Genomic DNA, 23,156 nt, shown 5'->3' with positions numbered 1-23,156 from the left:
CCGAGCAGGAAGCCCAGTCATGAAGAGCCGTATTTCCCTTACCCGCTACCTGGTCGAGAAGCAGCGCGTCGACGGCCATATCCCGTCACAGCTGCGGCTGCTGCTAGAAGTGGTAGCGCGGGCCTGCAAACAGATCAGCCACTCCGTGAACAAAGGGGCTCTGGGCGACGTGCTGGGCTCCGCGGGCAGCGAAAACGTGCAGGGCGAAGTGCAGAAAAAGCTCGACATCATCGCCAACGAGGTGCTGATCGAAGCCAACGAATGGGGTGGCCATCTCGCCGCCATGGCCAGCGAGGAAATGGAAGCCATCCACTTGGTGCCCAACCGCTACCCGCGCGGCGAATACCTGCTGCTGTTCGATCCGCTCGACGGCTCCAGCAATATCGACGTCAACGTGAGCATCGGCACCATCTTCAGCGTGCTGAAGATGCCCGAGGACGACCGCGGCGTGGAAGAGCACGATTTCCTGCAACCCGGCCGCTGCCAGGTCGCTGCCGGCTATTGCGTGTATGGCCCGCAAACCACCCTCGTGCTGACGGTGGGCGACGGCGTGGCCATGTTCACACTGGACCGCGAGCAAGGCTCCTTCGTGCTCACCCGCGACGACGTGCGCATTCCGGCGGACACGAAGGAATTCGCCATCAACATGAGCAACATGCGCCACTGGGACGAACCGGTCAAGCGCTACATCGATGAGTGCCTGCAAGGCCAGGAAGGCCCGCGCGGCAAGGACTTCAACATGCGCTGGATCGCCAGCATGGTGGCTGACGTGCATCGCATCATGACGCGTGGCGGCGTCTTCATGTACCCGTGGGACAAGCGGGAGCCCCACAAGCCCGGCAAGCTGCGCCTGATGTACGAAGCCAACCCCATGGGCTGGCTGGTCGAACAGGCTGGCGGTGCGGCCACCAATGGCCGTGAACGCATCCTCGACATCCAGCCCGGGCAATTGCACGAACGCGTGAGCGTGATCCTGGGCAGCAAGAACGAGGTGGAGCGCGTGACCTCCTACCACCTGGAGCAGGCGGCAGGCCGCGCGCAATAACGGCTCACTATTCGCCAACTTCCGTCGTTCCCTCGCAGGCGGGAATCCGGGGAGCTTAAGTAAGTCGCACTGGATCCCCGCCTACGCGGGGATGACGGTCAATGGCGGGAAGTGAAGCATTTAGAGCTCATCCTTATTTTTCGAGAAATTGGGGTCAGATCCCAATTTCTCCAATTTTTCTTGAATTAAATTATTCAAAATAGTCTCTGCTCTGTCTTTATTTCACACTTGGAAACCATCGCATGAGCCCTCTTGTTTCCCGCCGTCACCTCCTGGGACTCCTCTCCGCCACCGCCTTGCTCGCAGCTTGCAGCAAGCAACGTGCACCCAAGACTCAAGCGGTGGCCTCAGGCAGCACCGTGCTGGCCTTGGGCGATTCACTGACCTCCGGTGTGGGGGCTGACGCCGCCACCGCCTATCCCTCCGTGCTGCACGAGTTGACGGGATGGGAAGTGGTCAATGGCGGTGTATCGGGAGACACCAGCTCCCAGGCCCTTGCGCGCCTGCCAGCGCTGCTGTCGGAGCATCAACCCGCGCTCGTCATCGTGAGCATTGGCGGCAATGATTTTCTGCGTCAGATGAGCGCGGCCAGCGCCAAGGAGAACATCCGGCAGATCTGCAGCGCCATCACTGCTTCAGGCGCACAGGCCATGCTCGTGTCCGTGCCGCAGTTCTCGCTGCTCGCGGCCAGCACAGGGAAGCTCACCGACCATCCTCTTTATGCGGAATTGGCTGATGAGCTGAAGCTCCCCCTGCATGCGAATGGCTGGATCCAAGTGCTCGCAGATGCCAGCCTGCGCTCCGATCAGGTACATGCCAACGCCAAAGGCTATCGCCTCTTTGCCGAGGGATTGGCAGAGCAATTGCGCACGTCAGGCTTGCTGGCCTGACGTGTAGCTTGCCAGCATGCCGCTGGTCACCGAGGCATCGGCTCCGGCAATGGTTGCGCCGAAGCCGGCAGGCCGAAAACGCGGTCAAAGGCAAGGTTGAAAATGAAGGCGTAGATCAGGAAGAAGACGATCAAACCAATATCGAGCACCAAGGCCTGCCACAAAGAGACTTCAAGCCACCAGGCAAAGAGCGGTACCAGCACGATGGTCAGCCCGCCCTCGAAGCCCAGCGCATGCGCCACTCGGCGCTTCAGATTCCGGCCGCGCACTGTCTGCTTCGCCTCCCACATCTCGAAAACAGTGTTGTAAGTCAGATTCCAGGCCACTGCGATGGCGGAGGAAGCGACTGCCAACAGGCTGGAGTGGCTGGCACTTTGCCCTGAAAAGTAGGAAAACCCGAGTGTGGTGGCGGCAATGGCAATGACCTCGAAAAGGCTGACATAGACGATCTTGCGCTTGATCCCTTGCATCAGTGTGCCTTCTCCCAGTTGGGCCCCAGGCCCACCTCGGTCAGCAACGGTACCTTCAATTGCGCCACACCCGCCATCAGGCGCGGAATCTCCGAGCGCACCCAATCGACTTCTGCCTCGGGCACTTCGAACACAAGTTCATCGTGCACCTGCATGATCATTTTCGTCTGGCGCTGCTCGGAATCCAGCGATTGCTGCACCTGCACCATGCTCTTCTTGATCAGATCGGCTGCCGTGCCTTGCATGGGCGCATTGATAGCTGCCCTTTCGGCGCCCGCACGGCGCGGGCCGTTGGGTGATTTGATCTCGGGCAGATAGAGGCGCCGGCCGAAGACGGTTTCCACATAGCCGTTTTCCTTGGCCATCTCGCGGGTGTCGTCCATGTATTTCTTCACGCCCGGATAGCGCTCGAAATACTTCGCGATGTAGTTGCGCGCCGCCGTATTGTCGATGCCCAGGTTGCGTGCCAAACCGAAGCTGCTCATGCCATAGATCAGGCCAAAGTTGATCACCTTGGCGTATCGGCGCTGCTCGCTCGTCACCTGGTCCGGCGCCACGCCGAACACTTCGGCCGCCGTGGCCCGGTGCACGTCCAACCCTTCCGTGAAAGCGCGCATCAGGGCCTCATCACCGCTGATGTGGGCCATGATGCGCAATTCAATCTGGCTGTAGTCGGCGCTGGCGATCACATGGCCAGGCGCGGCCACGAAGGCTTCGCGTATGCGCCGGCCCTCTGCCGTGCGAACCGGGATGTTCTGCAGGTTCGGATCGTTGCTTGAAAGCCGCCCCGTCACCGCCACTGCCTGTGCGTAATGCGTGTGCACCCGGCCTGTGGCGGGGTTCACCATCAGAGGCAGCTTGTCAGTATAGGTACCCTTGAGCTTGGAAAGGCTCCGGTGTTCCAGAATGCGCGCCGGCAGCGGGTAGTCCTCCGCCAGCTTCTCCAGCACTTCCTCATCGGTGCTAGGTGCGCCGGTCGCGGTTTTCTTCACCACCGGCAGGCCGAGTTTGACAAAGAAGATCTCGCCGATCTGCTTGGGCGACCCCAGATTGAAAGGCTGGCCAGCCAGATCGTGCGCCTCCTGCTCGAGCGCCAGAATGCGCTGGCCCATCTCGTGGCTCTGGGCTTTCAGCGTATCGGCGTCGATCAGCACGCCATTGCGCTCGATGCGGTAAAGCACCTCGCTGCTTTCGATTTCCAGCTCATAGATGGCGCGCAGCTTGTCGTTTTCCTCAAGGCGCGGCCACAGGGCCAGATGCACATCCAGTGTCTGGTCGGAGTCTTCGCACGAATATTGCGCGGCCTTCTCGACCGCCACCTGCGCAAAGGGAATCTGGTGCGCGCCCTTGCCGCAGAGATCCTCGTACTGGATGCCCTGGCGCCCCACATGGCGCTCGGCCAGACTGGCCAGCCCGTGCGGCCTGTGCGCCTCGAGCACATAGCTTTCCAGCATGGTGTCGTGCGCGTAGCCTTGCACTTCTATGCCGTGGTTGGCGAAAACATGGCGGTCGTACTTGATGTGCTGGCCCAGCTTCTTCCTCTCGGGGTTTTCCAGCCAAGGCTTCAGGCGGTCAAGCACCTCATCCATGGGCAACTGCTCCGGCGCATCAGGACCGGTATGCGCCAGGGGAATGTACGCGGCCTCGCCCGGCGCCACGCTGAAGGAAATACCCACGATGCGGGCTTGCATTTCATCCAGCGAAGTGGTTTCGGTATCGAGCGCGGTCAGTCCGGCAGCCTCGATCTTCTTCAGCCAGGCGTCGAAAGCGGGCCAATCGAGCACGATGTCGTACTTCTCATCGCCCGCGCTGGAAGCCACCGGCGCCTCCGCGAACAGATCGCCCATGGCGCTCGAGGGCGCTTCGGCCTTGGCCTCTGCCTTGGGCAGGCTGGCCTCCAACGCCTTGGCAAGCGTCTTGAAGCCGTACTTTGCATAGAACTCGGCCACGGCTGGCGTGTTCATGTCCCGCACGGCCATCGAGCCCATGGCAGGCAAACCGTCCACATGGCCGGAGAGATCGCAATTGGTCCGGATGGTCAGCAGTTGGCGGCCGGTGGGCAGCCATTCCAGCGCCTTGCGCAGGTTCTCGCCGGCCGCGCCCTTGATCTTGTCCGCGTTGGCCACAATGGCATCCAGCGAGCCGTACTCGCCCAGCCACTTGGCCGCGGTTTTGGGGCCCACCTTGTCAACGCCTGGAACATTGTCCACCGAGTCGCCCAGGAGAACCTGATAATCAATCATGAGCGACGCAGGCACGCCAAATTCCGCCTGCACGCCGGCCAGATCGCGCCGCTTGCCGCTCATGGTGTCGATGATGACGATGCGCTCCGTCACCAGTTGAGCAAGATCCTTGTCGCCGCTGCTGATCACGACATCCATGCCTTGGCTCTCCGCCGCCCTGGCGAGCGTGCCGATCACGTCGTCGGCCTCCACCCCCGGCACGGCCAGCACCTTCCAGCCAAGAAGATCAACCACCTCATGGATCGGTGCGATCTGGCTGCGCAGATCATCCGGCATGGGCGCGCGCTGCGCCTTGTACTCAGGATAGATATCGTCGCGGAACGTGGGGCCCGAAGCGTCGAACACGCAAATGGCGTATTGCGCTTGCGGGTACTGCTTTCGAAGTAGCGTGAGCATGTTGATCATGCCCCGGATGGCACCTGTGGGCTGGCTCTCCCGGTCGCTCGGGTCGGCGCGCAGATCCGGCATGGCATGAAAGGCGCGGTACAGGTAGCTGGAGCCATCGACCAGCAGCACGGAGGGGCTGATGGGCGAGGCGTCGGGGGCGGTAACGGGCGCGGTGGCGTTTTCGGTCATGACAGGATTGTGCATGCAGTGCATATGCACACAAGCATCAGGGCATGCAGCCTCTTACAATGGCTGTATGCGACCCACGATCATCCTCAAGGCTGCCCTGCTGGCGGCCGCATGCCTCGGCGGCGTCGCGGCGCTGGCTCAGGCACCCGCCGCCCCCTCTTCACCCGCACCGGCCTCCGGCAGCGTCATCGAGCGCCAGGACCCTCTGCAGCACGACCGCAGGAATCAGCGCATCGAGCGTATCCGTGTGGAAGACGCCGGCAGCCGCGTGGACGAACTCCGCTCCGGCGGCGAAACCAAAAGCATTACCGTGCAGCCCAAGGCCAGCGTTCCCGCCTACGAAGTGCGCCCCGCCGACAACAGCAGAATCAATAGCGGCGAATCCGGCCCGGGTTCAGCCGGCCAGCGCGTCTGGAAAGTTCTGAATTTCTAACACTCCATGGCGGTCTTTACTGAAGTCTCCGAAGACGAGGCGGGCAAACTGCTGCAATCGCTGGGCCTGGGTGCCCTGACCGAGTTGCGCGGTATCGAAGGTGGCATCGAGAACACCAACTACTTCGCCACGACCTCCGAGGGCCGTTGGGTGCTGACGCTGTTCGAGCGCCTGAGCCATGCCCAATTGCCGTTCTACCTGCATCTGATGAAGCATCTGGCGCAGCATGGCATTCCCGTACCCGATCCATGTGCCAAACCCGAAGGGATGCGCGTAGGACCAGGGGAAGATGATCTGCTCCATACCCTGAAGGGCAAGCCCACCGCCGTCGTCAATCGGCTGCGCGGCAAGAGTGAGCTTGCACCCACGCCCGCCCATTGCGCTGCCGTGGGCGGCATGCTGGCACGCATGCACCTGGCAGGACGCAACTACGAGGGCCGCCAGCCCAATCTGCGCGGCCTGCCCTGGTGGAATGAGACCGTGCCCGTGGTGCTCCCCCACCTCGACGAGGCCCAGGCCAACCTCCTTCGCGCCGAACTGGCCTTTCAGAACCACACCGCGGCCGGCTCCGCTTACGCGGCGCTCCCCCGGGGCCCCGTGCACGCCGATCTGTTCCGCGACAACGTGATGTTCGAGGGCACCAGCGAAGAGCCCGTGCTTTCCGGTTTTTTTGACTTCTACTTTGCCGGCATCGACACTTGGGTATTCGATCTCAGTGTGACCTTGAACGACTGGGCCATCGATCTCCCCAGCGGGCGCGCCGACGCGCCCCGCACCCAGGCGCTGCTCCAGGCCTACGAATCCGTTCGCCCTCTCACCTCGGCGGAGCGCCGCCTGCTGCCGGCCATGCTGCGGGCCGGTGCGCTGCGCTTCTGGATCTCGCGCCTGTGGGACTTCCACCTGCCCCGCGAAGCAGCCATACTGAAGGCACACGACCCCAGTCATTTCGAGCGCGTGCTCCGGGCACGCATCGCCGAACCGCTCTCACCGTGATGAAACTCAACATCGTTCCCGCCCGCACTGGCATTCAGTGGGTGCGCGATGGCGTACGCATTTTTTTCAAGCAGCCGCTGGCCCTCATCGGGCTTTTCTTCATGTTCATCGTCAGCATCTCGGTGGTGGCGATCATTCCCTTCATCGGTGGCGTGGCGGCATTGGTACTGGTGCCGGCCGCCACCGTGGGGCTGATGGCGGCCACGCGAGAAGCTGAAGCCGGGCGCTTTCCCATGCCACTGATACTGGCGGTGGCTCTGCGCCAGGGGCCGCAGCGCGTGCGCGCCATGCTGTGGCTGGGTGCGCTCTATGCCATCGGCGTGCTGATCGTGATGGGTATCTCCGCGCTGATCGACGGCGGGCAGTTCGCCCAGCTTTACGTCAATGGCGGCGGCATCACGCGCGAAATGGTCACCGACCCCTCGTTCCGCACCGCCATGTGGGTCTCCACTTTGCTTTACCTGCCCTTGTCGCTGGCCTTCTGGCATGCGCCGGCTCTGGTGCACTGGCATGGCGTGCCGCCCCTCAAGAGCCTGTTTTTCAGCATCGTGGCCGTGCTGCGCAATACGAAGGCCTTTCTTCTCTACGGCATGATGTGGATGGCTATCTCCTTCGGGGCCGGACTGGTCCTGCTCCTGCTTTCCGTGTTCACTGGCAGCGCCTCGATCGCCTCGTTCGGCCTCATGCCGATCGCGATCATGATTGCAGCGATGTTCTTCAGTTCGCTCTGGTTCACCTTCCGCGACAGCTTCAGCGCAGAAGAAGAGACTCCACTTTAAAGCCTATGTCATCCCTCTGGATACATGATGCCATCCGGCGCATCGAGCGTGATTTTCAGCGTTCGGCAGATACCCACCTCTTTCCGATCGAGCTTCCCGCCTTTTCCGGGATACAGATCTATCTGAAGGACGAATCCACGCATCCGACCGGAAGCCTGAAGCACCGCCTGGCACGCTCGCTGTTCCTGTATGCGCTGTGCAATGGCTGGATCAACGAGGGAACGACGGTCATTGAATCGTCCTCCGGCAGCACCGCTGTCTCCGAGGCCTATTTCGCCCGCCTGCTCGGCTTGCCCTTCATTGCCGTCATGCCGAAGAGCACTTCGGCAGCCAAAGTAGCGCAGATCGCCTTCTATGGCGGCAAAAGCCACTTCGTCAGCAAAAGCGATGAAGTCTACGCAGAGGCCGAACGCCTGGCGCGCGAATGCAACGGCCACTACATGGACCAGTTCACCTACGCCGAGCGGGCTACCGACTGGCGGGGCAACAACAACATCGCGCAATCCATCTTCCAGCAGATGAAGGCTGAGCCGCACCCCATCCCACGCTGGATCGTGGTGGGTGCCGGTACCGGCGGCACCTCTGCCACCATTGGCCGCTACCTGCGCTACCAGGGCCACGCCACGCAGCTCTGCGTGGTGGATCCCGAGCACTCGGTGTTTCTTGACTACTACGAAAGCGGCAACCCAGCTCTCACCAGCGACCGCGGCTCGGCCATCGAAGGCATTGGCCGCCCTCGCGTGGAACCGTCCTTCATACCCGGTGTGATCGACCGCATGATGCGCGTGCCTACCGCCGCCTCATTTGCCGCCGCGCGTCACCTGGAGAAATTGGTCGGCAAGCGCTTCGGCGGCTCCACTGGCACCGATTTCTATGGCGCTCTGCACCTGGCCTGCGAAATGAACGCGCGCGGCGAAAAGGGCAGCATCGTCACCCTTGCGTGCGACGGTGGTGAGCGGTATCTGGATACGCTCTACAACGACGAATGGCTGCAGGTCAACGGTCATGATATTGCGCCCTGGTTGCAGCAACTCAAGAGTACCTGCGTGCATGGTCGTTGGGACACCCCTGCAGTCTGACCCTAAGAGACTTTGAACACGTTTCCAGCCCTCACCGCAACGCAACCTCACTGTCAATATATCTTCATCAAGCCAGCGGAGCATGGAGCGTTTCAACCGCTCTTCCTTCGCCAAGATGAACTTTCACCTGCCTCGCCCCCGCCGCGCCCCTCTGCTGCTCGCGCCACTTGCTCTGGCCACGGCCCTGGCTGCTTGCGGCGGCAGCGACGATGCTTCTGAAGAAGTCGCCCCACTCGATCTGACGATCGCCCATATCAACGATCATCACTCCAACCTGGATCCCATCGCTGACCAGACGATGCAGATTAGCGGCATCGACACGCAGGTCGAACTCGGCGGTTTCGCGCGCGTCACCAACGTGTTCAAGCAGTATGCCGGCCGTGAAGATGTACTCAAGCTCCACGCTGGCGATGCCAATACAGGCACCCTGTACTACACGCTCTTCAAGGGCAAGGCCGACGCTGACATGATGAACACCATCTGTTTCGACGCCATGGCTGTGGGCAACCATGAGTTCGATGACGGCGATGCGCAACTCAAGAGCTTCATCGAGTACCTGCAGGCCGGCTCCTGCAACCCCCGTACTGGCGGCCAATATCCACCCGCAAGTGGGCACGCCGCTGGCGCCCAAGGCAGAAAACGACTACCTCAAGCCCTACATCATCAAGACCATCAAGGATGTTCAGGTCGGCATCATCGGGCTGACCATCAAGAGCAAGACGCAAAACTCCTCCAGCCCGCTCGCCACCACGGTCTTCGATGACGAAGCCACTGCCGCTCAGCGCACCATTGATCAGCTCAAGAGCCAGGGCGTCCGCCATATCGTGCTGCTCACGCACCTGGGCTATGACGCCGACAAGGCGCTCGCCCCCCTACTGACCGACGTGGACGTCATCATCGGCGGCGATTCGCACACCTTGCTGGGCGACTTCAGCGCGCAGGGCAGCGGCTACGCGACCTCCGGCCCCTACCCTACCCAAGCCATGAACAAGGACGGGAAACCGGTGTGTATCGGCCAGGCCTGGGAATACAGCAAGGCGATGGGCGAGATGCACATCGTCTTCAATCAGCAGGGTGAGATCACATCCTGCACTGGCCAAGCCTCGCTCATCATCGGCGACAGCTTCAAACGCAAGGGCACCGATGGCAACTGGGCTGCCGTGGACAATGCTACCCAGCAGCAGATCGCCGCTGCCGTGGCCGCCGACAGGGGCTTGAAAATGATCGCCCCTGATGCCGATGCGTCCTCGGTGCTCAAAACCTATTCCGGCCAGGTCGACGTGATGAAGAAAGAGCCCATCGGCTCCACGACCGAAGCACTCTGCCTGGTACGCACGCCCGGTGAAAGCACCAACCGCAGCGCTGGCGTGGCCGGCTGCGAAAACGCGAACCAGCTCGCCCGTGGCAGCGATGCCGCGCAAGTAGTCGCCCAGGCCTTCCTGGAAGCCAGCCTGCGCGCCGACATCGCCATCCAGAACGCGGGAGGCGTGCGCGTGCCGCTGCCGGCTGGCACCCTGACCATGGGTGACGCCTTCACCGTGCTGCCCTTCTCCAATGTGCTGGTCGAGTTGCCCGTGACCGGCCAACAGGTGGCCGCGGTCCTGGAAGATGCCCTTGCCAACTATCTCGACGCCGGCCAAACCACGGGAGGAGGCCATCCCTACGCGGCAGGCCTGCGCTGGCATCTCGATATGAGCAAGACCAAAGGCGAGCGGTTCACTCAGCTGGAAGTCAAGAACCGTCAGACGGGCGCCTGGTCTGCCATCGATCCTGCGCACACGTACATCGTGGCTACCAACGACTTCGTGGCCAAAGGGCAGGATGGCTACACCAGCTTCAAACCAATCTACGACAGCGGCAACTACGTCAACAACTATCTGCTCTACACACAGACTTTTGTGGACTACATCCGCGCCAAAGGGAGCATCGGCCGCCCCGCAGCCAGTGAATACTCTCACCAGGCCGTGATCACCAAGGGCGGCGTCACACTGCCTTGATCGGGCGATGCCTCAAGAAAAAGCCCGCCAATTGGCGGGCTTTTTCATTCAGGAAGGGTCAAGCCCCAAGCCTTTCACCCACGTTGGCGCGAGCGCATCCTCAGCGCAGCCAAGCCCGTCAGGGCCAGTGCCAGCAGCCAGCGGCCCACTTCCGAGAGCGTGGGGACAGCCGCCACTGTGCCGCCACCGCCAGCAGAGGGCACCGCGAGCAGCACAGGATCGACGATGACTCTGTTGACCGTCTGGTCGTCGTCTCCGGTCGTGTCTCCTGGCCCATCCGCTACCGTGAAACTCACCGTCTTGCGGTCTCCCGAGAAGCTCGGAGTGATCTGGTACCACGCCTGTGCACCGCCAGGCGCCTGACGTCCGTACTTCCAGAGCACCGAGCCGGCAGGAGCAGGCCGTGGCAGATTCAGGCTCACAGTGGCCGACGAGCCTGCCTCGCCGTTGACCAGAACGAAGCTGAACTGGCCATACGGGAACGTGTAGCCATCAACGTTGGGAGGTGTGACCGCCGGTGAAGCGAAGCCCGCCGAATTGTCAGCGAACACCCATCCATTGGCCGCCACACTGCCGCTGGTGCCAGTTGGGGCACCTGTGTCCAGCGTTGTGCCGATGGTGACCGGTGTAGATGTGCTGAAGCCAGCGCCCTTATTCAACGCGCCAGCATAGTTACCTGCAGTCACCACCACGGCATAGACATCGTAGCTGGCGCTGGGGGTCAGCCCCGTGGCCGTCAGACTCTGAGGAACAGCGGCGGCAGTGACGGCGCCACTGCTGTAGACAGCCGCTGCTCCGGTGGAGTCCGTGCCCGCCACGACCTGTTCCCAGCTCGGCGCCGGTGCCCCTTGGGGCAGCACGACGGCGTACAGCGTACCTGCGGCAGACGGGGTGGCCGTGAACGGCAGGGTGGTCGTCGTGGCCGCACCGCTGGAAATAGCTACTGTGGGCAGCGCAGGCAGCGTCACAACGTCAGCACGGAATTTCTTCCAGGCGGCGTAGGGCAAGTCCTTGGCCACTGTGCCATCGCCGTAGAAATCCTGGTCGCCGCAGTCGCTGATCAAATCGGCTTCGCCACCGGCCGCCAGGTTCGCGGGTTGGCTGACAATGCCTTCAGCCGCGCACTCGGTGGCGGGCTTGGTAAAGGCGCTCAGATTCGCATCGAGCAGGCGCAGGTTGACGGCCAAACCGGCCGTATTGACGCTGCCGTCCCAGGAGTAGAGAGCAAAGGGCAGGCTCGTGCCGCCCGCCGTGCCCGCAATGATGAGGTATTGGCCGTCATCGCCCTTGCGGATTTCGCGGATGCCGCGCCCACCCAGATCCAGGCGGATCGGCGTGCCGAACGTGGCGGTGCTCTTGGCACCGCCACTGACATTTGGCAAGGCACCGTAATTCGTGACCTGAACGATCAGCGCGTGAGTACGGCCCGTGACGCTGTCCGCGGTCACGGCCGGCCCGCCAGGCGCGCTCACCAGCGGCGCACGGAAACCCAGCCAAGCCGCCGAATTGTCCGGGCTGGTGGTCATGCCCTCGATGGAAAAGCCGCTGAGCGTGGCGGTTTCCGGAGCCTTGGGTGAACTTTCATCGCCACCGGAGGCCCCGGCCGAGCTGTCCGAAATGCCGAAATAGTCGGCGCCCAAGCCGTGCGTGTTGCCGGCATCCCAAGCTCGCAGGTCTTCACGCAGCCACTTGTAGTAGCCGGTCATGCTCAGGCTCGTGCTGCTCCCGCCACCGGTCGCCGACAGTTGAATAAAACGCCAGCGGTCGGGCCTGGATTTGCCTTTCTTGCTGTTCGAATGCGATCCGATCAAGAAAATGGGGCCGCCGGCTGCCGTCTGGAAGCTGGCTTCGCTATCGACCTCTGCATCAGCATCGCAGTCGGCGATGCCCGTGTAGAGATTGGGAGTAGTACATTCGACGCCGTTTTTGCCAGTGCCCAGGCCCAAGGCAGCACCATCCAGCGCTAGCGGCTTGAGCGGCAAACCGCTAGCGCTACGGCTATAGGCCGAGAAAGCATTGCCGCTACCGCTTTGTGCCGCATTGCCCTCGCTTCCCAGGCCTGGGGCCTCATCGTCCGCCACCAGCATGCTGGCGGAGTCGAGCACGACGGCCGAAGATCCATCGGAGCGGCCCGTGTACCAGCGCGTCCCGGCGGTACCGCCGGTGTTGGCCGAAGCAGCGTAATGGATGGTACGCGTGAGTTGCGTCACCCCGTCGCTGGCCGTCACGGTGAGATCGGCCTTGCCCACTGCCAAGGGGGTCAGGCTCAGCGTATAGGGACCGGCTCCCGTGATCTGGAGGTTGGCGTCGGGCACCACGGCCTGGTTGCTGGACACAGCCGTGAGCGTCACGGCGCCAGCCGCATTGTTCAGCGCGAAGGTGAACCCATGTTCGTTCACATCGCCCATCACGCTTGAATAAGCCGAGTTGTTGTCCAGCGTGGTGGAAAGGCCCGCAAGGGTGCTGAAAGATGAGGCGGTGGCGTTGAATCCCGGCCCGCCAGTGTTGAGGGCCCGCACACGGTATGCGTAAGAGGTACCGGGGTTCAGGCCGGTCACGGACACGCTGGTGCTGTTGCCAACAACCGCTGTCTTGGCCACCGTCGCGAAACTGTCCGCGGACACTTCCACGATGTAACCTGTTGGAGTCCCCCCTGTGGCCGGAGCTGTCCAGGTGGCCGTGAAGCCGGTGGAAGAAATTCCCATAGCGCCGGGAGCGACAGGAGCGCCGGGAGGAGCGACGGTGCCGTCCGATTTCCCGGGCGAGGCGATATCGGTATTGCTGCAGGCCACTGCGCCACCGGCTCCGCTCGCACTGACGGTACCCTGACTATTGTTCGCCGTGAAGTAAAACGAGGTTTTGCTCGTGGCGGCACCGAAGGCTTGCCTTGTCTGTTCAACGCCACCGCTGCTGTAGACGACAACACCGTCTCCGCCTGCGCCCAGGCCCACGCCCGAGCCGGAGTAGACTCCAACGCGGACATTGTTCAAACATACGCCATAGCTGCCGATGAAAGCAGTAGTTGTGGTGTCTTCGGTGAACAGCACCGACTCACCCGGCGCGATCAGAGCGATCCCCGTCAGGGGAACGGAATTCGCGAATGCAAAAGAGCTGTCGTCCATCCTGAAGCCAGTCAGATCGACAACGGTATTGCCGGTGTTGGTCAGTTCAAACCAGTCGGATGAACTGCCGGACGGCATGACTTCTGTGATAACCAGAGCCGCCTGGGCGGAGATGCTCAAGCCCGCGGCGGCCAGAGCCAACGTCAGGGGTGCAAGGCGAGCGAATGATGGCTTGGCAAGAGTGAGGGAACAGTTCTTCATGGTGGGGAATACGCCGTGTACTGGAATTGACGGCGCTTCTTATTTTTTGTTTCTTTTATGAAGCCTGCGTGACAACTCCTCCCGCCGGTACGTATCTCCCCGCTCACCCTCATCCCAACAGCGGTGCGCTGCTCCTCCATCGTGCGATAGGCGCCCTCAGTTCGGAATGCCCCTTATTCCGATGAAAAGCGGAACTATTCCACCACCGTCAGCTTGGCTACGGACAATGCCAGCCACTTCACCCCATGGCGCGGGAAATTGACCTGGGCACGCGCATCGTCGCCCGTACCCTCCACCGCCTGCACCTTGCCTTCGCCGAATTTGGTATGAAACACCTTCAGGCCGGCCTTGATTCCGTGGCTTGGAGCAGCGCGCTGGGGCGGTACGGGCGGGCTGGCGAATGTCTCCGTTCCAATTCCGCTGCGACCCCAAGCGGGCTGCATCCTGGCGCCTGAAGACGCGGCGGCGCCAAATCCTGCGCCCATGCCCGAGCCAAACCCAGAACGCTTTGGAGTGATCCACTTCAACGCGCTCTCAGGCAGCTCCTCCAGGAACCGGCTGCGCACGTTGTAACGCGTCTGGCCGTGCAGCATGCGGGTTTGCGCATGGCAGAGGTACAGGCGCTTGCGCGCGCGGGTGATGGCGACATACATGAGGCGCCGCTCCTCCTCCAGGCCTTCGTAGTCGCTCATGGAGTTTTCATGCGGGAACAGTCCCTCCTCCAGCCCGGTGATGAACACGGCATCAAACTCCAGTCCCTTGCTGGCATGCACGGTCATCAACTGCACCGCATCCTGACCGGCCTGGGCCTGGTTGTCTCCGGACTCCAGAGCCGCGTGGGTCAGGAAAGCGGCGAGCGGCGAAAGGGTTTCACCGGTTTCCTCATCCACCGGAGCGGATAACGGCTCATTGAGCATCGCTGCGTCAGGATCAAGGCCCTGGCTGACCGCGCTCTGCGTCAAAGGAAGCCCGTGCTCATCGACCGGCAGCGCCACCGCATCGCGGCCGAAGCCCTCCTGGGTCACGAAGCTCTCTGCCGCATTGACCAGTTCCTCCAAGTTTTCGATGCGGTCTGCGCCTTCCTTCTCGGCGCGGTAATGCTCGATCAAGCCGCTGACATCCAGCACGGCTTCAATGATCTCGCGCAAGGTCAGCCCGGCGGTTTGCTCACGCAGCACATCTACCTTGGCCACGAATCCGCTCAGATTCGCGCCCGCTTTCCCGGGCACCGCGCTGACCGCATCATGGAGCGAGCAACCCGCCGCACGTGCCGCATCCTGCAATTGCTCCGTGGTGCGCGCACCAATGCCGCGCGGCGGAAAGTTCACCACGCGCAGGAAACTGGTGTCGTCACGAGGATTCTCCAGCAGGCGCAGGTAAGCCAGCGCGTGCTTGATTTCAGCCCGCTCGAAGAAGCGCAAGCCGCCGTACACCCGATAGGGAACGCCGGCATTGAAAAGCTGAGTTTCAATCACCCGGCTCTGCGCGTTGCTGCGGTACAGCACGGCCACCTCGCTGCGCGTGAACCCATCGCCTTTCACCAGTTGGCGCAGCTCTTCCACCAGCCACTCGGCCTCGGCAAAATCGCTCGGCGCCTCGTACACACGCACCGGCTCACCCGGCCCCTGTGATGTGCGCAACTGCTTGCCCAAGCGCTTCTTGTTGTGGCTGATCAACTCGTTGGCGCTATCCAGGATGTTGCTGTAGCTGCGGTAGTTTTCCTCCAGCTTGATCTGGTGCTGCACCTGGAACTCGCGCACGAAATCGGCCATGTTGCCCACGCGCGCGCCCCGGAAGGCGTAGATGCTCTGATCGTCATCGCCCACCGCCATGACCGCCCCGCCGCCTTCGGCGGGCATCCCCGCAATCATCTTGATCCATGCGTACTGCAGGCGGTTCGTGTCCTGGAACTCATCGATCAGGATATGCTGAAAACGCCGCCGGTAGTGCTCTCGCACCGGATCGTTGTCTCGCAGCAGCTCGTAGCTGCGCAGCATCAACTCACCAAAATCAACTACGCCCTCGCGCTGGCACTGGTCTTCATAGAGCTGGTAGATCTCGATCTTGCGGCGCATTTCTTCATCGCGCGCCACCACGTCAGCCGGCCGCTCGCCATCTTCCTTGCAACCGGAGATGAACCACTGCAGTTGCTTGGGCGGAAAACGCTCCTCATCGATGTTGAACTGCTTGCACAGGCGCTTGATGGCGGAAAGCTGGTCTTGCGAATCGAGAATCTGGAACGATTGCGGCAGATTGGCCAGCTTGTAGTGCGCGCGCAGAAAGCGGTTGCAAAGACCGTGAAAAGTACCGATCCACATGCCGCGCACGTTCAGCGGCAGCATGGCCGTCAGACGGGTCAGCATTTCCTTGGCCGCCTTGTTCGTAAATGTAACAGCCAGAATGCCACCGGGCGAGACCTGCCCTGTCTGCAAAAGCCAGGCGATGCGAGTGGTGAGCACGCGCGTCTTGCCTGAGCCGGCGCCCGCCAGAATCAGTGAGTGCTCGGCCGGGAGAGTAACGGCAGCTTTTTGTTCAGGGTTAAGGCCGGCAAGCAAAGGCAACTCGGCGGCGGCGCTGGACGGCGCTTCAAAATCAAACAAGGACATGTGCCCATTGTAGAAAGCATGGCCTGCAACTGTTTTCAAGACAACGTACAATCAATCACCGGGCCCAAGTTTTCTTGGCCCGGTTTTTTGTGGGCCATCCACAAGTACCGGCCAAGCCAAGCGCCCATTTCCCGAAACAGAATGGAGCTTGGAATTCATGGAAATCTTTGACTACGACCACGTTTTGCTGCTGCCGCGCAAATGCCGCGTGGAAAGCCGCAGCGAATGCGATGCCAGCGTTGAATTTGGCGGCCGGCGCTTCAAGCTGCCGGTAGTGCCCTCGAACATGAAAACGGTGGTGGACGAGAAGGTCTGTGCCTGGCTCGCCAAAAACGGCTACTTCTACGTCATGCACCGGTTCGATCTGGACAACGTGGCCTTCGTGCGTGAAATGAAGAAGCAAGACCTGTTCGCTTCAATTTCGCTGGGTGTCAAGAGCCCTGACTACGCTACCGTCGACCAACTGGCCGCGGAAAAGCTCACGCCCGAATACATCACCATCGACATCGCCCACGGCCACGCCGACACGGTGCGCGACATGATCGCCTACATCAAGGGCAAGTTGCCCGAATCATTCGTGATTGCCGGTAACGTGGCTACTCCTGAAGCGGTGATCGACCTGGAAAACTGGGGTGCCGATGCCACCAAAGTAGGCGTGGGGCCGGGCAAGGTCTGCATTACCAAGCTGAAAACAGGTTTCGGCACCGGGGGCTGGCAGCTCTCAGCGCTCAAATGGTGCGCCCGCGTCGCCACCAAGCCCATCATCGCCGACGGCGGCATCCGCAGCCATGGCGATGTGGCCAAAAGTATCCGCTTCGGCGCCACGATGATCATGATCGGCTCTCTCTTCGCCGGCCACGAGGAATCGCCGGGCCGTACCGTGGAAGTGGACGGCGAGCTGTTCAAGGAGTATTACGGCTCCGCGAGCGACTTCAACAAGGGCGAATACCGCCACGTGGAAGGCAAGCGCATCCTGGAACCGATCAAGGGAAAACTGGCCGACACGCTGACTGAAATGGAGCAGGATGTGCAAAGCTCCATCAGCTACGCGGGCGGCAAGAAGCTCCTGGATATCCGCAAGGTCAACTACGTGATCCTCGGCGGCGACAACGCCGGCGAGCATTTGCTGATGTAAGAACGTGTCCACGCCCGCCTAGAACACGTTCTCAGGCTTGGCCGGAAAACGCCTGCACACCAGGCGGGCGGGCGGCCTCGATATGGCGGTACAGCTTGTGCTGGAACGGTGACAGTTCCTTATCCTTGCGCCGCACCAGGTACAAGGGAATGCTCATGTGCACGTCCGGCGTAAGCACGTGGCGCAGTTCGCCGCGATCGATCTCCCGCTGCACGGACGATTGAAGGAAGAAGCAGACGCCGACGTCGCGCCGCACGGCCTCCATCTGGGCCGCCGGATGGCCCAGTTCCATGACGATGCGGCGCGGCGCGATGCCATTGGCGCGCACCTGTCCCTCCTCCAACTGCCGCATCACCTTGCTGTAGGTACTGATGAAGGGGGCCTGCTGCAACTCGCCGCGTTGCGCGGCAGCGCCGATCCAGCGGCTGTCCGGGGCGCTCATCAGCAGCAGCGCCTCGTTCCATAGCGACTGCACAACGAGACCGTCCATGTCCTGCTCGGGCAGGATCATGCTGACCGCAAAATCGGCGCCCCCGGCCCGCACGGCCTGCAGAACCTCCTGAGGGGTTGAAATGGAAATCTGCACGCGGCCTTCCGGGTGCAGTGCGTGGAAGTCGCAGACCACGCCGGGCAGCAGGTAGGAGCCCGCGCTCATGGAGGCGGCGACCAGCGCCTGCCCTGGCCCTTCGGCCAGCGCGCCCGCGAGTTCGCGCTCCAGTTCGCGGGTGCGTGTGACCACCCCCTGTGCCCACTTGAGCACCCTGCCGCCGGCCTCGGTCAGCACGATGCCGCGGCCGTCGCGTTTGAGCAGCGGCACGCCGAGCCGCTGCTCCAGATTGCGAATGTGTGCAGTGACCACTGGCTGCGAAACGCATAGCTGGGCGGCAGCGCGGGTCACGCTCTGCAGCTCGGCCACGGTGCAGAAGACCTCCAGCTTCTGAAGCGTCAGTTGGGCATCGAAACCGCGCATGGCCTAAGTGAGGTGAATGGGGAATTCATGGTTTTCCCTGATTATTTGAGCCGTTTCATAGCCAAAAGACTATGAATTCGGGCGAGATTTTGAATTGGACGGGGGTAAGACGTCAACCCAGAATCCATTCGCCGAATCCATGGCATGCCAGCCTCGCTGCGTGACCAGGGCCGCCGTGTCCCGCGCAGGGCCATGGAAGACAGACAACGAAAGGAGCAACATGAGCTACATCATCGGCATCGACACCGGTGGCACCTTCACGGACGGTTTCGTCGCCAGCGACGACGGCCGCCTGGCGGCAGCCAAGTCACCGTCCACGCCGCCGGACTTCTCCCAGGGCTTTCTCAACGTGCTGGACGATCTGGCCGCAGAGCTTGGCATCGCGACGCGGCAGTTGCTGGAGCAGACCAACTACATCATCCATGGCACCACGTCGACCCTGAACGCAGTGGTCACCGGCAACGTCGCGAAGGTGGGTTTCATCACTACGCGCGGGCATGCCGACTCCATCTCGATGATGAACCTGGAAGGCCGCTACGCCGGCCTGGGCCCTGACGAGATCCAGAACATTTCGCGCACCAACAAACCAGCGCCGCTGGTGCCGCGCCATCTGATCGAGGAGATCAACGAGCGTGTGGACTACAAGGGCGCGGTCGTCGCGCCGTTCGACGAGGCAGGCACGCGTGCGGCCATCGGGCGCCTCATCGCACAGGGCGTGGAATCGATCGCCGTATCGCTGCTATGGTCCTTCCGCAATCCCGCCCATGAGCTGCGCGTGCGCGAGCTGGTGCGCGAGGTGGCGCCCGAGCTGTACGTGGCCGTATCGCACGAGGTGAGCCCGCGCATCCGCGAGTACGCGCGCAGCTCGACCACCATTATCAACACGCAGGTGGGCCCGAAGCTGGCCGCCTACCTGCGGCCGCTGGAGGCGGAGCTGCGCGGGCGCGGCTTCGGCGGCTCGCTGCTGGTGATGCAAGGCTCGGGCGGCTGCGTGCAGGCCGCGGATGCGCCGCGCCACGCGGTGAGCACGCTGGGGTCGGTACTGACGGGCGGCATCGTGGGCTGCACGCAACTGGCCGAGGCGCTGGGCCACCGCAACATCATCTCCACCGACATGGGAGGCACGACCTTTCTCGTCGGCCTGGTGCTCGACGGCCAGCCGGTCACAACCACCACCACGGTGCTGCACCAGCACCAGATCAACACGCCCATGGTCGACGTGCACACCATCGGTGCCGGCGGCGGGGCCATTGCGTCGATCGACGGGGGCGGCAACCTGCGCGTGGGTCCACGCAGCGCGGGCGCGCGGCCCGGTCCCGCTTGTTATGGCGAAGGCGGCACTGAGCCCACGGTGACCGATGCCGACCTGATCCTCGGCATCATCAATCCCGACAACTTCCTGGGCGGGCGTAAAAAGCTCTCGCGCGAACTGGCCGCCGAGGCGATCCGCACGAAGATCGCCGAGCCGCTGGGCCTGACGGTGGAGCAGAGCGCGGCGGCCATCTACGCCATCCAGAATGCACAGACCGCCGACCTCATCCGCAAGGTTGTCGTCAACAGCGGCTTCGATCCGCGGGATTTCGCCATCTACTCCTATGGCGGAGCGGGGCCGGTGCATGCGGCAAGCTATTCGGCCGACATCGGAGCCTCCGAGGTCATCGTGCCGCTCGGTGCCACGGCCGCGGTGTTTTCCGCATACGGGCTCGCGTCTTCGGACATCGTGCTCACCGCCGAGGCGTCCGATCCCGCCAACTGGCCGGTTCCCGCGGCCGAGGTCAATGCCGTCTTCGCCAAGCTTGAAGCGGAAGTGCGCGAGCGCCTGCGTGCGCAGAACCTGGAATTCGCCCAAGTGCAGATGCACCGCGAAGTGGAGATGCGCTACACCATGCAGATGGCCGAGGTGACCACGCCCGTGCCGCAGGGCGAACTCGACGACGAGGCCGTGCGCGAGGTCGGGTGTCGATTCGAGGCGCTGTACGAGCGGCTCTATGGCAAGGGTTCGGGCTTTGCCGACGCGGGCCTGCAGGCCATCACCTACCGCGTGCGCGCCGTGGGCGCCCTGCCCATCCGCGCGAATCTGCCGCAGGCTGAGGCGGCGCAAGGCGAGCCGCAGCCCAGCGGCAGCCGCCAGGTATTCCTCGACGTGCAGCACGGCTGGCAACAGGCGCGGGTCTACGACTACCGCACGCTCAAGGCCGGCGCGCGCATCCAGGGACCGTCGGTCGTGGAAGCGCCGACCACCACGGTGGCCATTCCGCAAGGATGTTCGGGAACAGTCGACCGCCTCGGCAATCTCGTACTTCGCTACACAGACTAAGTTCACAGGAGACAAGCCATGCCATTGATCAATATCGCCGGCTCGGAACGCTTCGCGTACCGCCCCAAGCCGCCTGAAAAGACGCGCGAACTGGCCTCGGGCGTGCGCCTTCACGCTGTCAGCGACGCCGACGTGGCTGCGGTGGACCCTCTGACCTACGAGGTCGTGCGCCACCGCCTCGCGGCCATTGCCGAGGAGATGGGCGACGCGCTCAAGCGCATGTCGGGCTCCGTGGTGGTCACGGACTGCAACGACTTCGGCGCGACCATTCTCGACGAGTGCGGCGACTCCGTCATCGTGGGCCTGTACAACACGCAACTGGCCGCGTCCGTGGACATGGCCGCCAAGTGGACGCTGGAGAACCGCGCAGCGCGGCCTGGCATCCGCGAAGGCGACATGTTCTTCTGCAACGATCCCTGGGTCGGCGGCGGGCTGCACCAGAACGACGCCACGGTGATGGCCCCGCTGTTCCACGACGGAGAACTGTTCGCCTGGACCGCGGCAGTCTGTCACCAGGTGGACCTGGGTGGGGTGTCGCCTGGAAGCTGGTCGGTCGAGGGCCGCGACGTGTTCTGGGAATCCACGCCCGTGCCGCCCGTGAAGATCGTCGAGAACGGCGAGATCCGCGCCGACATCGAGGACATGTACCTGCGCCGCTCACGCGTGCCGCGGCTGATCGCGCTCGACTTGCGCGCCAAGATCGGCGCCAACAACATCGCGCAAGAGCGCCTGACACAACTGATCGCCAAGTATGGCGCCAAGACCATCAAGGCCGTGATGAAGCGCATGATGAACGATGCCGAATCGCGCCTGAAAGCCAAGCTGCGCGAGCTGCCCGACGGCGAGTGGAGCGGCGTCGCGCACCAGGATTCGTTCCGCAGCGGTGACCGCAACATCTACAAAATCGCGCTGAAGATGAGCAAGCGCGGCGAGCGGCTGACCTTCGACTTCACGGGCACCGACAAGGAGGTCGAGGGCTTCGCCAACTGCACGCTGGCAGGGCTGCGCGGCGGCATCATGCCCATCGTGCTGACCATGCTGTGCGGTGACATTCCCTGGGCGCCGGGTGGCATCTACCGGTGTTTCGACATCGTCAGCGAGCCCGGCACGATCAACAACTGCAACTTCCCCGCGGGCATAGGCAAGGCCTCCGTCGCCTCGGCCTGGGCCACGCAGAACGTGGTCTCCGAATGCGTGGGCAACATGTTGGCAGTGCATCCGGAGCATCGCAAGTCGTTGATGTGCGTATGCTGCGGCACCTGGGACCTGGCGCTGCTGGCCGGACTGGATCAGCGCGGCAACCCATTCGTCACGATGGTCTGCGACTCCATGGCCGGCGGCCTCGGCGCTCGCGTTGACCAGGACGGCGTGGACACCGGCGGCTTGAACTGCATTCCGATGGGCCGCGTCGCCGACGTGGAGATCAACGAGTTCAGCTTCCCGATGCTGTACTTGTGGCGCCGCGAGGAGATGGATTCGGGCGGCCCCGGGCGCTTCCGCGGCGGCGCAGGCGGATCGAGCTGCTTCATCCCCTACGACTCGCCGATCGGCGGCGTGCATCTGGTGGTCTCGGCCACGGGCAAGGCGCTGCCACAGGCCACGGGCCTGAGCGGCGGCTACCCGGCCGCGACGCAACACGACGTGCTCGTGCGCGGGGCCGATGCCCGGAGCATGCTGGCGCGCGGGCACATTCCGGCCTCACTCGATGAGGTCGGCGGCACGGCCCAGGTGCTGCAACAGCACCTGGAGACGAACCTGGACGCTGGCGACGTGTACTTCACCCACTGGCAGGGCGGGGGCGGTTATGGCGATCCCCTGTTGCGCAACCCCATCCTCGTCGCGCGCGATATCGCCGCGCACAAAGTGTCGCCGCGCGCAGCGGCCGAGATCTACGGCGTGGTGCTGCTGGCCGATGGCACCGTGGACACATCGGCCACGGGCGCCGCGCGCGAGCGCCTGCGCCGCCAGCGCGCCGAACCGGCCCCTGCTTCATCTGGAGAACTGGCATGAACATAGACGACAACATCAAGCTGGCCGAGGATGGGCATTCGACCCAATGCGGCCATTGCGGCGAGCCGCTGGGCAGCGCGGGCGAGGCGCCGCTGGCGCGCGCGCTGGTGCGCGAGCGTCCGTCGCAGGCCGCGGGACCGGGCATCCACGCCGACCCCCGCCATTTCACCGACCGGCCCATCGTGCTGCGCCAGACGTTATGCCCGAAATGCCTTGCCCTGCTGATGACCGAGATCGTGCCGCAGGACGAAGCCGGCGGCCGGGGCTGGAAGTTGCTGGGTTGATGGCGA

17 protein-coding genes are annotated in these 23,156 nt (G+C 63.1%); 12 read left to right on the top strand and 5 right to left on the bottom strand.

Going from position 1 to position 23,156, the window contains the following annotated elements:
* Positions 1-19 precede the first annotated feature (19 nt).
* Positions 20-1,045: a class 1 fructose-bisphosphatase gene (locus tag WJU18_RS13265; protein WP_423460507.1), complete on the top strand. Its 1,026-nt coding sequence runs from the start codon at positions 20-22 to the stop codon at positions 1,043-1,045.
* A 242-nt stretch (positions 1,046-1,287) separates the two neighbouring features.
* A complete protein-coding gene (locus WJU18_RS13260; RefSeq protein WP_423460506.1) occupies positions 1,288-1,935 on the top strand; it encodes a GDSL-type esterase/lipase family protein in 648 nt (215 codons plus the stop codon).
* A gap of 26 nt (positions 1,936-1,961) precedes the next feature.
* On the opposite strand, the gene WJU18_RS13255 is transcribed toward WJU18_RS13260, so the two are convergent.
* Positions 1,962-2,405 carry a PACE efflux transporter gene (locus WJU18_RS13255; RefSeq protein ID WP_423460505.1) on the bottom strand — a complete coding sequence of 148 codons (444 nt, stop codon included), beginning with the start codon at positions 2,403-2,405 and terminating at the stop codon, positions 1,962-1,964.
* Entirely contained in the window at positions 2,405-5,224 is a 2,820-nt protein-coding gene (gene polA / locus WJU18_RS13250; RefSeq protein WP_423460989.1) for a DNA polymerase I, read from the bottom strand. The genes WJU18_RS13255 and polA overlap by 1 nt, the downstream gene beginning before the upstream one ends.
* Before the next feature lie 67 nt (positions 5,225-5,291).
* On the opposite strand from polA, the gene WJU18_RS13245 reads away from it, so the two are divergent.
* The 6 genes from WJU18_RS13245 (at position 5,292) to WJU18_RS13220 (ending at position 10,505) form a co-directional block, all read left to right on the top strand.
* Entirely contained in the window at positions 5,292-5,657 is a 366-nt protein-coding gene (locus WJU18_RS13245) for a hypothetical protein (RefSeq protein WP_423460504.1), read from the top strand.
* Between the two features lie 6 nt (positions 5,658-5,663).
* Positions 5,664-6,650: a homoserine kinase gene (locus tag WJU18_RS13240; protein ID WP_423460503.1), complete on the top strand. Its 987-nt coding sequence runs from the start codon at positions 5,664-5,666 to the stop codon at positions 6,648-6,650.
* Positions 6,650-7,429 (top strand): BPSS1780 family membrane protein, encoded by a 780-nt coding sequence (locus WJU18_RS13235; protein WP_423460502.1) that lies wholly within the window; start codon positions 6,650-6,652, stop codon positions 7,427-7,429. The genes WJU18_RS13240 and WJU18_RS13235 overlap by 1 nt, the downstream gene beginning before the upstream one ends.
* Before the next feature lie 5 nt (positions 7,430-7,434).
* Positions 7,435-8,508, top strand: coding sequence for a PLP-dependent cysteine synthase family protein (locus tag WJU18_RS13230; RefSeq protein WP_423460501.1), 1,074 nt, complete (start codon positions 7,435-7,437; stop codon positions 8,506-8,508).
* Between the two features lie 82 nt (positions 8,509-8,590).
* Positions 8,591-9,271, top strand: a complete 681-nt coding sequence (locus WJU18_RS13225) for a metallophosphoesterase (RefSeq protein WP_423460500.1) — start codon at positions 8,591-8,593, stop codon at positions 9,269-9,271.
* A gap of 220 nt (positions 9,272-9,491) precedes the next feature.
* On the top strand, positions 9,492-10,505 hold the full coding sequence (locus WJU18_RS13220) for a bifunctional metallophosphatase/5'-nucleotidase (RefSeq protein ID WP_423460988.1): 1,014 nt from the start codon (positions 9,492-9,494) through the stop codon (positions 10,503-10,505).
* 74 nt (positions 10,506-10,579) lie between these two features.
* Here WJU18_RS13220 and WJU18_RS13215 read toward each other — a convergent pair whose 3' ends face one another.
* Both WJU18_RS13215 and WJU18_RS13210 read right to left on the bottom strand, forming a co-directional pair.
* Positions 10,580-13,828, bottom strand: coding sequence for a choice-of-anchor U domain-containing protein (locus WJU18_RS13215; RefSeq protein ID WP_423460499.1), 3,249 nt, complete (start codon positions 13,826-13,828; stop codon positions 10,580-10,582).
* Between the two features lie 194 nt (positions 13,829-14,022).
* Positions 14,023-16,434 (bottom strand): UvrD-helicase domain-containing protein, encoded by a 2,412-nt coding sequence (locus WJU18_RS13210; protein ID WP_423460498.1) that lies wholly within the window; start codon positions 16,432-16,434, stop codon positions 14,023-14,025.
* Between the two features lie 157 nt (positions 16,435-16,591).
* On the opposite strand from WJU18_RS13210, the gene WJU18_RS13205 reads away from it, so the two are divergent.
* Positions 16,592-17,569: a GMP reductase gene (locus WJU18_RS13205; protein WP_423460497.1), complete on the top strand. Its 978-nt coding sequence runs from the start codon at positions 16,592-16,594 to the stop codon at positions 17,567-17,569.
* Between the two features lie 31 nt (positions 17,570-17,600).
* Here WJU18_RS13205 and WJU18_RS13200 read toward each other — a convergent pair whose 3' ends face one another.
* Entirely contained in the window at positions 17,601-18,539 is a 939-nt protein-coding gene (locus tag WJU18_RS13200; protein WP_423460496.1) for a LysR family transcriptional regulator, read from the bottom strand.
* Positions 18,540-18,678: 139 nt separating this feature from the next.
* Between WJU18_RS13200 and WJU18_RS13195 the strand changes: the two genes are divergently transcribed.
* The 3 genes from WJU18_RS13195 to WJU18_RS13185 are packed head-to-tail and all read left to right on the top strand — an operon-like array spanning position 18,679 to position 23,150.
* Positions 18,679-20,856 carry a hydantoinase/oxoprolinase family protein gene (locus WJU18_RS13195; RefSeq protein WP_423460495.1) on the top strand — a complete coding sequence of 726 codons (2,178 nt, stop codon included), beginning with the start codon at positions 18,679-18,681 and terminating at the stop codon, positions 20,854-20,856.
* A gap of 18 nt (positions 20,857-20,874) precedes the next feature.
* Positions 20,875-22,866 (top strand): hydantoinase B/oxoprolinase family protein, encoded by a 1,992-nt coding sequence (locus tag WJU18_RS13190; protein ID WP_423460494.1) that lies wholly within the window; start codon positions 20,875-20,877, stop codon positions 22,864-22,866.
* Positions 22,863-23,150 carry a hypothetical protein gene (locus tag WJU18_RS13185; protein WP_423460493.1) on the top strand — a complete coding sequence of 96 codons (288 nt, stop codon included), beginning with the start codon at positions 22,863-22,865 and terminating at the stop codon, positions 23,148-23,150. Before WJU18_RS13190 ends, WJU18_RS13185 begins: the two co-directional genes overlap by 4 nt.
* Positions 23,151-23,156: the final 6 nt, after the last annotated feature.

Source organism: Ottowia sp. VDI28 (assembly GCF_049532675.1).
Classification (GTDB): Bacteria; Pseudomonadota; Gammaproteobacteria; order Burkholderiales; family Burkholderiaceae_C; genus Ottowia.
Note: the sequence above shows the minus strand (reverse complement) of the source record. Positions and strands in the feature narration are given on the sequence as shown.

What these genes read in the sequence shown, in the direction of transcription:
- WJU18_RS13235 (WP_423460502.1), top strand. Translation starts at nt 6,650, where the DNA reads ATGAAACTCAACATCGTTCCCGCCCGCACTGGCATTCAGTGGGTGCGC.
- WJU18_RS13185 (WP_423460493.1), top strand. Translation starts at nt 22,863, where the DNA reads ATGAACATAGACGACAACATCAAGCTGGCCGAGGATGGGCATTCGACC.
- WJU18_RS13220 (WP_423460988.1), top strand. Translation starts at nt 9,492, where the DNA reads ATGAACAAGGACGGGAAACCGGTGTGTATCGGCCAGGCCTGGGAATAC.
- WJU18_RS13225 (WP_423460500.1), top strand. Translation starts at nt 8,591, where the DNA reads ATGGAGCGTTTCAACCGCTCTTCCTTCGCCAAGATGAACTTTCACCTG.
- WJU18_RS13205 (WP_423460497.1), top strand. Translation starts at nt 16,592, where the DNA reads ATGGAAATCTTTGACTACGACCACGTTTTGCTGCTGCCGCGCAAATGC.
- WJU18_RS13230 (WP_423460501.1), top strand. Translation starts at nt 7,435, where the DNA reads ATGTCATCCCTCTGGATACATGATGCCATCCGGCGCATCGAGCGTGAT.
- WJU18_RS13210 (WP_423460498.1), bottom strand. Translation starts at nt 16,434, where the DNA reads ATGTCCTTGTTTGATTTTGAAGCGCCGTCCAGCGCCGCCGCCGAGTTG.
- WJU18_RS13260 (WP_423460506.1), top strand. Translation starts at nt 1,288, where the DNA reads ATGAGCCCTCTTGTTTCCCGCCGTCACCTCCTGGGACTCCTCTCCGCC.
- polA (WP_423460989.1), bottom strand. Translation starts at nt 5,224, where the DNA reads ATGACCGAAAACGCCACCGCGCCCGTTACCGCCCCCGACGCCTCGCCC.
- WJU18_RS13245 (WP_423460504.1), top strand. Translation starts at nt 5,292, where the DNA reads ATGCGACCCACGATCATCCTCAAGGCTGCCCTGCTGGCGGCCGCATGC.
- WJU18_RS13240 (WP_423460503.1), top strand. Translation starts at nt 5,664, where the DNA reads ATGGCGGTCTTTACTGAAGTCTCCGAAGACGAGGCGGGCAAACTGCTG.
- WJU18_RS13190 (WP_423460494.1), top strand. Translation starts at nt 20,875, where the DNA reads ATGCCATTGATCAATATCGCCGGCTCGGAACGCTTCGCGTACCGCCCC.
- WJU18_RS13200 (WP_423460496.1), bottom strand. Translation starts at nt 18,539, where the DNA reads ATGCGCGGTTTCGATGCCCAACTGACGCTTCAGAAGCTGGAGGTCTTC.
- WJU18_RS13265 (WP_423460507.1), top strand. Translation starts at nt 20, where the DNA reads ATGAAGAGCCGTATTTCCCTTACCCGCTACCTGGTCGAGAAGCAGCGC.
- WJU18_RS13195 (WP_423460495.1), top strand. Translation starts at nt 18,679, where the DNA reads ATGGCATGCCAGCCTCGCTGCGTGACCAGGGCCGCCGTGTCCCGCGCA.
- WJU18_RS13215 (WP_423460499.1), bottom strand. Translation starts at nt 13,828, where the DNA reads ATGAAGAACTGTTCCCTCACTCTTGCCAAGCCATCATTCGCTCGCCTT.
- WJU18_RS13255 (WP_423460505.1), bottom strand. Translation starts at nt 2,405, where the DNA reads ATGCAAGGGATCAAGCGCAAGATCGTCTATGTCAGCCTTTTCGAGGTC.